Below are 9832 nucleotides of genomic sequence, written 5' to 3' on the forward strand. Positions count from 1 at the left end.
GGGGCATAACCGTCACCCGAACGGCCAGGCCCGCCGGAAGCAGTCCTCGACGATCGTCACCACCTCGGCCCGCAGCGGCTCGGGGACGCCGGACAGCGCCACGTCCAGGACCGCCGGGGCGGTGACCGCGATCACGCGGTCGGTGAGCCCGTAGCGGGCGGCCTCCAGCCAGCGGCCGGCCGCGGGCGCGGCGGCGGCGCGGGCCGCGTCGACGGCGGCGGCGTCGCCGAGCAGCCCGGCCAGCAGCGCGACCGGGGCGAACCAGGCGCGGCCCGGCTGGGCGTCGAGGTACCGGACCTGGAGCTGCCCGCGCGGGCGCACCAGCGGGAACAGGGTGCCCAGGTGGTAGTCGAGGTCGTCGTACGTCGGGCGCCGGTGCAGCGCACCGCCGATCCAGTCGGCGAAGGTGACCCCGGCGGGCACGGTCCAGCTCCCGCTGGGGCGGCGCACGCACAGCAGCGGGGCGCGCAGCGCGTACCGGGCCCAGGCCGCGGCCGGATCGGGGCCGGTCGGCACGGTGCCGGCGCGGGCCGGGTCGATGCCGTACCAGGCGCGCATCCGGGTCGAGGCCCAGCCGGTCTCCCGGCCGGCGTGCACGGGCGAGTTGGCGAACAGCGCGAGGAGGGTCGGCCCGACGTCGTGCGCGGCGGCCCACCGGTCGGCGAGGCCGGCGGCCGGCCCGGCGTCGAGGCAGGGGCGCAGCCCGGCGGTGCTGCACATCATGGTGCGCCCGTCGCCGCTGCGCCGCGCGAACGAGGAGGCCATCGCGTGGTACCGCGGAGAGGACAGCACCCGGCGCGACGCGCGATGCGGGTCGATGCCCTGCCCGGCGGCCCGGAAGCCGCCGCTCGCGAGCAGGCCGTCGAGCTGGTCGAGTTCGGCGTTGACTTCGGCGTGCAGCGCGGCGAGGCCGGCGGCGGGCCGGGCGGCGAGCACGACCTGCCCGCCGGGCCCGAGAGCGAGCCGCGCGCCGTGCACGGGCTGCTCGGCGCCGATGGCGGCCGTCAGGGCGGCGGTGTCGATCGGGCGGGTGGGGTGGTCGGGGGTGTGGACGATGTGTTCGAGCTCGACGCCGATCGAGGCGGGCGGGCCGGTCTTGAAGCAGATCGAGGCGACGTACCGTTCGGCGTCGTCGATCCGCCGGATCTCGGCGCCCGCATCGACCGTCGTGCGGCCGGCTGCGGTCCTCATGCCACGGATGCTACGCCCGCGACCACCGCCCTGACACGACCTGTACATCGAGCGCAACGTTGGGTAACCTACGCGCGCGGAGGCGCGAAGATCCCGTTGCTCGCGCTCAGCCCGCCGTCGCTGACGAGCACGGCCCCGGTGATTTACGACGCGGCCGGCGAGGCCAGGACCAGATCACCTCGGCCTGCTCGCGCCGGCCGCGCCGATGCCGAGCGCGGCACCGCGGACGTTGACGGCGTGGATCGCGTCGAGCGCGGCGGCGGCCGCGGCGTCCTCCAGCGGCGGCGCCCCGCCGGCCCCGGTATTGAGCACGGCGGCGTCGAGCCGCCCGTAGGCGGCGACGGCGAGCCGGACCATCTCCGCGTTGGTGGCCTGGTCGGCGACGTCGCCGGCGAGGGTGACGACCCGGTCGCCGGCCAGCGCGGCGCGGGCCTCCTTGTCGGCGTCGACGGCGACGACGCCGTAACCGCGCTCCGCGAACAGCTCCACGACGGCCCGGCCGATGCCGGCGCCCGCCGCGGTCACCGCGACCGCCGGCATGCAAACCCCCATTTTTCCCATGGTGGAGGTATGCTATCCGGCGAGGGCGACGGCGGTCGGGCCCAGGGGTGGCGGCCGGCCGAGACGACGATGCTCATCGAGTCAGCGGAGGAACCACGAGGAACGGCTCGGGGTCGCGCGACGGCCGCAGCTGCCGCACCACGCCGGCCGCCGCGACCAGGGCGGCGCCGACGAGGAGCGGGACCAGCACCGTCACGAACTGCATCGCGAAGAGCATCCAGCCGAAGACCCAGGTGAAGCCCCCGATGAACAGGAAGCCGACGGCCGACATGACGGTGCCGGTGGTGCTGCCACCGCCCTTGCGTCGCACCACGGTGCGCACCAGCACGGCCAGGCCGGCCAGCATGTAGAGCCAGCCGGCCTGGGGCGTGCGCGGGTCGAACAGGTCGACCTTCGTGCCGGACACGCCGGCCTGGATCGACAGCGTCCACCAGGTCTGCGCGCCGCGCAGGTCGGCGTCGGTGAAGTCGGCCTGGATGACCGACGCGGTGATGAAGTCGGCCTCGCGCAGGTCGGCGCCGACGAGGTCGGCCTGGCCGAGGTCGGCCCCGCGGAACGAGGCGCCGCGGGCGTCGGATCCGCTCAGGTCGGCCTGCGTGAGGTCGGCGTCGTCGAGGTGCGCGCCGCGCAGGTCGGCCCCGGTGAGGTCGGCCTGGGTCAGGTCGGCGCCGCGCAGCGACGCGCCCTGCAGGTCGGCCCCGGTGAAGTCGGCCTGGGTCAGGTCGACCCCGTCGAGCACGGCGCCGCGCAGGTTCGCGCACGTGACGTCGCCGACCTCCTCGCCGGGCTGGAAGTGCTTGCCGGCCAGCTGCGGGCTGGTCTCGGGGCAGGCGGGCTTCCCGGGCGGCTCGGCCGCGGCCGGCGCGACGGGGAGCAGCACGGCGGCCAGCACGGCCGCGGCGGCGAGGACGATGCGGGTGGGGGGCACGACAGCAGGATCGGGCACCCCACCGCCCCGCCGCATCGGTCGGTCCGGATCTCGACTTACAGCGCGATCGCGACCTTCGCCGCCGCCATCGACTCGTCCGACGCCGGCTGGCCCGGGTTCTCCGTGGCCAGGGCCTGGTTCGCGGTCGCGAACGGGCGCATCCGGGCCTCGTAGCGGGCGAGGGCCGTCACGTGGTCGCCGCCGGCCGCGGCGAGCTCGTCGGCGAGGACGTACGCACCCACGAGGGCCAGGCTGGTGCCCTGCCCCGACAGCGGGGACGCACAGTAGCCGGCGTCGCCGACCAGCGTGACCCGGCCGGACGACCACGCCGGCAGGTGCACCTGGGCCATGGCGTCGAAGTAGAAGTCGGGCGCGTCCCACATGAACTTCAGCAGGCGCGGGATCTCCCAGCCCAGCCCGGCGGTGCGCTCGGCGACGAGGCGCTTCTGGGCGTCGAGGTCGCGGTGGTCGTACGGGATGGGATCCGAATGGAAGCCGACGTTCACCCGCAGCTCGGTGTTGTCGCGGGCGGAGTAGATGCCGGCGCCCGCGCTGTCGTTGCGCACCCACACCTGCCAGTTGTCCAGCCCGAGCACGTTCTCGGCGGTGAACACGGCGACGTAGCTGCCCAGGTGCAGCGGCTGGAGATCGCCGAAGGCCAGCCGGCGCACGCCGGAGTGCAGCCCGTCGGCGCCGACGACCAGGTCGAAGCGCTCGCGGGCGCCGCCGCCGAACTCCACGTCGACGCCGGTCTCGTCCTGGTGCAGCGCCGCGATCGAGTCGCCGAAGCGGTAGTCGACGCCCGCGGTGTGCGACGCGAGCAACGCGGTGAGATCCTCGCGAAGCAGCTCGACGTCGTCGCTGTCGAACCGGCCGCTGCTCGGAGCGAACTCGGTGGAGCGCCACAGCTCGGTGCCCTCGCCGTCCACCATCGACGATCCGCGCATCCGGGTGCGGGCGGCCCGCACCGGCTCCAGCAGGCCCATCCGCTCGACCACGGTGAGGGCGGCGCCGCGCACGTCGATCGCCTGGCCGCCCGGCCGCAACGCCGGGGCGCGCTCGACGATGGTCGGCGTGGCGCCGTGCCGGCGCAGCCACCAGGCGAGGGCGGGGCCGGCGACGCTCGCGCCGGAGATGAGCACCTTCATGGGAGTTTCCCTCCGTGAGATGTACCTCGTACGCATTGAATGTACGACGTACATACAGCCTCTGACAAGGCAAAATGTGTACTATGACAGGCATGGCTGCACTAGCACAGTACGAGCGGATCGTCGCCGACATCCGGGCCCGGATCGCCGACGGGCGGCTCGCCCCGGGCGACCGCCTCCCGTCGACCCGGCAGCTCGCCAAGGACTGGGGCGTCGCCCTCGCCACGGCGACGAAGGCGCTCACCGCGCTGCAGCAGCAGGGCGTCGTGGTATCCCAGCCGCGGGTCGGCACGGTCGTCGCCGGGCACGGCGCGGCGAACCGGCCGGAGACACCGCTGTCCCGGGAGCAGGTGGTGCGGGCCGCGATCGAGCTCGCCGACGCCGAGGGGCTCGACGCGCTGTCGATGCGGGGCGTCGCCGCCCGGCTCGGCGTGGCCACCATGTCGACGTACCGGCACGTCACCAGCAAGGACCAGCTCGTCCTGCTCATGGCCGACACGGCGTTCGGCGAGCCGGTGGAGGTCGAGCCCGGGGCGGGCGAGCCGGGCGGCTGGCGCGACCTGCTCACCCGGGCCGCCCGCACGATGTGGGCGCTGTACCGCCGGCACCCGTGGCTGGCCCACGTGACCCCGCTGACCCGGCCGCTGCCGCTGCCGAACCTGGTGGCGCACGGCGAGCGGATGCTGGCGGCGTTCGCCGTGTTCCGGCTCGATCCGCAGGGCCTGCAGGATCTGCAGGTCCTGGTGTACAGCCAGGTCCAGGGCCTGGCGATGCACCTGGAGGGCGAGGCCCGCGCGCTCGCCGACACCGGCATCGACGAGGACGCGTGGATGGCGGCCAACAACGCCGGCTTCGCCGGGATCGTCGACAGCGGCCGCTACCCGCGCTTCACCGCGCTCATGGCCGGGTTCGCCGAGGCCGGCGGCTACGACCTCGACTTCGACGAGCTGTTCGAGCTGGGCCTCGGCGTGCTGCTGGACGGGCTCGCGGTCAGGTTCGCGGCCGGCGGCCCGCCGCGCGGCACGCGGCGCCGCTCGCGGGCGTGAGGTGCGGCCCGCCGCCCGGCACGACGGTCACCCGGCGGCGGCACGGCTGCGCACCGCGCCCGCGCTCGCCGCCACCACGAGCACGATGGCCACGATCTCGGCCACCGACAGCGCCTGCCCGGCGATGGCGAACGCGGTGAGCGCCGCGATGGCCGGCCCGAGGCTCATGAGCACGGCGAACGTGCCGGTCGGCAGCCGGCGCAGCGCGGCCAGCTCCAGGGTGTACGGCAGCACCGACGACAGCACGGCCACGGCCGCGCCGAGCCCGAGGATGACCGGGTCGAGCAGGGCGGCGCCCGCGCCGAAGACGCCGAGCGGCAGGGCGACGAGCGCGGAGACGGTCAGCGCGAGCGCGATCCCGTCCTGCTTCGGGAAGCGGCTCCCGGTGCGGGCGCTGAACAGGATGTACCCCGCCCAGCACGCGCCGGCGGCGAGGGCGAGACCGGCGGCGATCAGGTCGAATCCGTCGCCGTGCAGGCCGCCGAAGCCGAGCAGCGCCACGCCGGCCAGCGCGAGCAGGGCCCACAGCCAGCGGGCCGCGCCCTTGCCGGCCAGCACCGACAGGGTCAGCGGGCCGAGGACCTCCAGGGTCACCACGGGACCGATCGGCATCCGCTCGATCGCCAGGTAGTACAGGAGGTTCATGAGGGCGAGGACGAACCCGAATCCGGCGATCAGCGCCCAGTCGCGGCCCCGGTAGCCGCGCAGCTTCGGCCGGCAGGCGGCGAGCAGCAGCGCGGCCCCGATCACCAGCCGCACCGCGACCACTCCGGCGGGCCCGGCGAGCGGGAACAGCAGGGTGGCCACGGCCGCTCCACTGTGGACGGATGTCTGGCTGGCCAGGACGAGCCCGACCCCTTTGTCCCGGGGCGCTTCGAGGGCAATCGTGTCGGCCATGGACCCGACGCTATGCAGTGCGCTCCCCGCGCTGAAATGCCCGTCCTTCTGCGGTTATGCTTCTCACACATGACCATCGAGTTGCGGCACCTCCGGGGCTTCCTCGCCATCGCGGATGAGGGCAACCTCACACGCGCGGCCCGCCGGCTGCACCTGACGCAGCCCGCGCTGACCCGGACGCTGCAGCAGCTGGAGGCCCACCTGGGCACCCGGCTGGTCGACCGCTCCACCCACCACGTGGCCCTGACCGCGGCCGGCCACGCGTTCCGCCGCCGCGCGGCCGCCGCGATGGCCGCGGTGGAGCACGCCCTGGACCCGTCCCACGAGTGGCCCCTGCGCCTGGGCCACGCCTGGTCGGCCCTGGGTGCCCACACGACGGCCCTGCTGCGCCGCTGGAAGCAGGCCCATCCGGGCACGCTGCTGGAGCTGTTGCGCGTGGACGAACGCACCGCCGGCCTGGCGGGGGGCACGGTCGACGCGGCGGTGCTCCGCGGCCCGATCGACACCCCGGGCGTCCGCTGGGAACACCTGACCAGTGAGACCCGGGTCGCGGCCCTGGCCGACAACAGCCCGCTGGCGGCCCGGCCGTCGCTGACCCTGGCCGACCTGGTGGCACAGCCGCTGGCACTGAACGTCGTGACCGGCAGCACCACCCTCGCGCTGTGGCCCACGGGCGCGGCCCCGACCCAGGTCCTGACGGTCCGCAACACGGATGACTGGCTGGCCCTGATCACGGCCGGCGACGCGGTCGGCGTGACGTCGACGGGCACGGCGGCGATGCACCCGAACCCGGCGGTCCGCTACGTCCCGTTACCCGACGCCGGGGTCGTGGACGTGTACCTGGCCTGGCGCGACCCGCCCAGCCACCCGGCCGTCGACGACCTCCGCCGCCTGGCCCACGAGGTGGTCCGCGGCTAGCGCGGGTGCACGCCAACGGCTGGCTAGCAGCCGGGCACCGCCTGGCGGCAGCGGTCGGCGGCGGCCTTGGCGAGCGACGTCGCGACGCCCGGCGGGGTCGTGCCGATCGACATGTCGTTGAGCCAGACCACCGTGTCGCCGCGGCGCAGGGCGACGATCTCGGCGTTCACCGCCAGGTTGACGTTCGTGGTGCCGGTCATGCGCAGCGCCACCGCCTGGTCGGCCAGGTCCCGCGGGGCCGGGCGGGGCTCGACCGTGAACGTCACGCTGACGCCGGCCAGGTTCTGGGAGAACTTGCGGCAGGACGTGGCGGTCCCGGCCAGCTTCGTCATGGAGGCGGCCGCCTCGCCGGCGGGGAACCGGACGAGGGCGTGCGTGAGGTACGGCCCGGTGATCCCCTTGCCGAAGGTCACCGCCGCCGCGGTGGTGCGCTCCGTCGTCATCGGCTCCAGGGCCGGACAGCCGGGGAAGTCCCCGCCCCCGATGCTCACCGCGCCGTCGGCGTTCGAGACCGAGGCGATCCGGACGTACCCCTGTGGCAGGTCACCGGCGGTCAGCAGCCCCGGCTGCAGATCGGCCGGCGCCGCGGACGGCAGCGGTCCCGCGAAGACCTTGGCGGGCGCGCATCCCGCCGAGACGAGTGCGGCCAGTCCCAGTACGACGGCCAACGACCTGCGAATCATCCCCCGTTCACCCCCGCGGCTCACGCTACGGTGACCGTGGGAGGCTCTGGGGGATTCGTCAAGCGGGTCCCCCGATCGGGCGACCGTCGCCGTGCCGGCGGCGCATCCCGGCCGCGAGCGGGGCGCCGTCGAAGGCGCCGGCCGCCAGCCGGGACCGGACCGTGCGCCGGACCATCAGGTCGGCGAGGGAGGGGAAGTGCCGGGCGATCGCCATTTCGAGGCGGCCGCGGGCCGTGGTCGCGACCGCGCGCGGCGCCCGCCGGGCCGTGGCCGCGCGCACGATCGCGTCGACCACACCGGCGGCCGGCTCGTACCGGGAGACGCCGTCCAGCGACAGCCCGGCCGCGGCGGTGCTGTCGTGGATCGGCGACGCGACCATGCTCGGGTACACCACGCTCACCCCGACGTGGCTGCCCACCTCCAGGCGCAGCGCGTCGGCGTACGCGACCAGGGCACGCTTGCTCACCCCGTACGCGGCGGCGAGTGGGAGCGGCAGCACCGCCATCCGGCTGGCGACGAACACCACCCGGCCGCGGCTGCGCTCCAGCGCCGGCAGGGCGGCGGCGGTGGTGCGCCAGGCGGCGAGCAGGTTCACCTCCAGCTGCCGCTTCACGACGGTGTCGGGCGGCAGCTCGGCCGGCGCGGGCCCGCCGACGCCGGCGTTGTTGACGAGCAGGTCGAGCCCGCCGAGCTCGGCGACGGCCCGCTCGACGACGCCCGGCACGGCACTCGTCGTCAGATCGCAGGCCAGCACGCCCGGCCCGGCGGCGAGGTCGATGCCGAGCACGGTGGCGCCGGCCTCGGTGAACCGGCGGGTGAGCAGCCGGCCGAAGGTGCCGTTGGCGCCGGTGACGATGACCCGTTTCCCGTTCATGATGCGAGCTCCGCGGCGGCGAGGGCGAGGTAGGCGTCGAAGTCGATGCGCATCGCCGGCCGCCGCTCGCCCCACCGGTCGCGGGCGGCGCGCAGCTCGGCGGCGCAGTCCGCGCGCTGCCGCTGCGGGGACGGCGGCCGGTAGCTGCCCGCCAGCCGGGCCGCGACGAGGCGGGCCTGCGCCTCGACGACCGGCAGGGCGGCGCCGGTAGACTGCATCAGCCCGACGAACATCAATCCTGCTTCGTCGAGGTGGAAGATGTGACGGTACAGCGGGAGCGAGGCGGCCCCGTCCGGCCCGAGCAGCGCCGGGTCCAGGAACGGCAGCTCCGCCCGGTATCCGGTGCACCAGACGATGAGGTCGACCGGATCGCGCTCCGGCCGCCCGGCGAACACCACGGCGTCGCCGTCGAGCCGCTCGACGGCCGGCCGCACGGAGATCTCGCCGTGCGTGATCCGCGGCAGCAGCGCGTCGGACAGCGTCGGGTGGTCCTGCAGGAACCCGTGGGCGGGCGCCGGCAACCCGTACCGCGTCACCGGCCCGACGGCGAGCCGCAGCATGGTCTGGCTGATCCGCTGCCGGGCCCGCCAGGGAAGCCGCTTGGCGAGCGCCCCGTTGAGGGTGTCGGATGGCTTTCCGAAGAGGTACTTCGGGACGATCCACACCCCGCGCCGCACCGACAGCAGCGTGGCCGCGGCGACGTGCGAGGCGTCGACGGCGATGTCCATGGCCGAGTTCCCGCCCCCGACGACGAGCACCCGCTTGCCGGCGAGCTGGGCCGGGTCGCGGTAGTCGTGGCTGTGCAGCTGCTCGCCCGCGAAGCTTCCCGGATAGGCAGGCTCGGGCCACCGCGGCACGGTATTGTGCCCGTTGGCCACGACGACGGCCTCGACAGCGACCGTGACCGTCCCTTGTGGACCCTCGGCGGTGACCGTCCAGTGCGCCCCTTCGTTGGCGACGCGGGTCACGGTGTGCCGCTGCCGGGTCTCCAGCTCGAACCGCTCGGCGTAGTCGCGCAGGTATCCGGCGACCAGCTCGTGCCCCGGGTAGTCGGGCCACCCGGCCGGCATGGGGAAGTCCTGGAACTCGGTGCGGGTGCGGCTGGTGTTGAGGTGCAGCGTCCGGTACGCCGACGAGTGCGGCCCGCCCAGCACCCACAGCCCGCCTGGCCGCTCCCCGGCGTCGAAGCAGACGGCGCTGATCCCCCGGTCCCGCAGCGCCTTGAGGGTGGCGAGCCCGGCCGGCCCGGCCCCGACGACCGCGACTCGGTAATCCAACACGTGTTGGATACTGCTGCACCCCGCAGCACTCGTCAAGCCCACCAACCGACGCCGGTCGATCCACCCTCACCAGCCACCCCAACCCCGCACTGCGCAGTCACCACACCCGGCCACAGCACCCAACCACCGCACCCAGCCGCCCTCCGCCACCACACCCCGCCACCCTCGGCCGCCGTGCGCTTCGAAGACGTTGGTCGATCCACCCTCACCAGCCACCCCGACGCCGCACGCGGCCGCCACACCCAGCCACCCTCCGCCGCCCCAGCCACCCTCCGCCACCGCACCCAGCCACCCTCCGCCACCGCA

The 9832-nt window shown here is 75.0% G+C and carries 10 protein-coding genes; 2 read left to right on the forward strand and 8 right to left on the reverse strand.

The window, feature by feature from the left end; genetic code table 11:
• Window positions 1–12: 12 nt before the first annotated feature.
• The 4 genes from IEZ31_RS53805 to IEZ31_RS53820 all read right to left on the reverse strand — a co-directional run bounded on the left by IEZ31_RS53805 (window position 13) and on the right by IEZ31_RS53820 (window position 3828).
• Window positions 13–1191, reverse strand: a complete 1179-nt coding sequence (locus IEZ31_RS53805; RefSeq protein WP_190257938.1) for a glutamate-cysteine ligase family protein — start codon at window positions 1189–1191, stop codon at window positions 13–15.
• A gap of 174 nt (window positions 1192–1365) precedes the next feature.
• Window positions 1366–1731 (reverse strand): SDR family NAD(P)-dependent oxidoreductase, encoded by a 366-nt coding sequence (locus tag IEZ31_RS53810; RefSeq protein ID WP_190257939.1) that lies wholly within the window; start codon window positions 1729–1731, stop codon window positions 1366–1368.
• Window positions 1732–1825: 94 nt separating this feature from the next.
• On the reverse strand, window positions 1826–2680 hold the full coding sequence (locus tag IEZ31_RS53815) for a pentapeptide repeat-containing protein (protein WP_229837234.1): 855 nt from the start codon (window positions 2678–2680) through the stop codon (window positions 1826–1828).
• Between the two features lie 56 nt (window positions 2681–2736).
• Window positions 2737–3828 (reverse strand): FAD-dependent monooxygenase, encoded by a 1092-nt coding sequence (locus IEZ31_RS53820; protein WP_190257941.1) that lies wholly within the window; start codon window positions 3826–3828, stop codon window positions 2737–2739.
• Window positions 3829–3920: 92 nt separating this feature from the next.
• On the opposite strand from IEZ31_RS53820, the gene IEZ31_RS53825 reads away from it, so the two are divergent.
• Window positions 3921–4874, forward strand: coding sequence for a GntR family transcriptional regulator (locus IEZ31_RS53825; RefSeq protein WP_190257942.1), 954 nt, complete (start codon window positions 3921–3923; stop codon window positions 4872–4874).
• Between the two features lie 27 nt (window positions 4875–4901).
• On the opposite strand, the gene IEZ31_RS53830 is transcribed toward IEZ31_RS53825, so the two are convergent.
• Window positions 4902–5771, reverse strand: a complete 870-nt coding sequence (locus tag IEZ31_RS53830) for an EamA family transporter (protein WP_190257943.1) — start codon at window positions 5769–5771, stop codon at window positions 4902–4904.
• Between the two features lie 69 nt (window positions 5772–5840).
• Here IEZ31_RS53830 and IEZ31_RS53835 point away from each other — a divergent pair, with 69 nt between their 5' ends.
• The gene (locus IEZ31_RS53835; protein ID WP_190257944.1) at window positions 5841–6689 is read left to right on the forward strand and encodes a LysR family transcriptional regulator; all 849 of its coding nucleotides are present in this window, start codon (window positions 5841–5843) and stop codon (window positions 6687–6689) included.
• A 23-nt stretch (window positions 6690–6712) separates the two neighbouring features.
• Here the strand turns inward: IEZ31_RS53835 and IEZ31_RS53840 are convergent, their stop codons facing one another.
• The 3 genes from IEZ31_RS53840 to IEZ31_RS53850 all read right to left on the reverse strand — a co-directional run bounded on the left by IEZ31_RS53840 (window position 6713) and on the right by IEZ31_RS53850 (window position 9526).
• Entirely contained in the window at window positions 6713–7357 is a 645-nt protein-coding gene (locus IEZ31_RS53840; RefSeq protein WP_190257945.1) for a hypothetical protein, read from the reverse strand.
• A gap of 73 nt (window positions 7358–7430) precedes the next feature.
• Complete coding sequence (locus tag IEZ31_RS53845; RefSeq protein ID WP_190257946.1) at window positions 7431–8246, reverse strand: SDR family NAD(P)-dependent oxidoreductase; 816 nt, start codon at window positions 8244–8246, stop codon at window positions 7431–7433.
• The gene (locus IEZ31_RS53850) at window positions 8243–9526 is read right to left on the reverse strand and encodes a flavin-containing monooxygenase (protein ID WP_190257947.1); all 1284 of its coding nucleotides are present in this window, start codon (window positions 9524–9526) and stop codon (window positions 8243–8245) included. Before IEZ31_RS53850 ends, IEZ31_RS53845 begins: the two co-directional genes overlap by 4 nt.
• Between the last annotated feature and the right edge of the window lie 306 nt (window positions 9527–9832).

Source organism: Dactylosporangium sucinum, assembly GCF_014647515.1.
In the GTDB taxonomy this organism is placed as follows: domain Bacteria; phylum Actinomycetota; class Actinomycetes; order Mycobacteriales; family Micromonosporaceae; genus Dactylosporangium; species Dactylosporangium sucinum.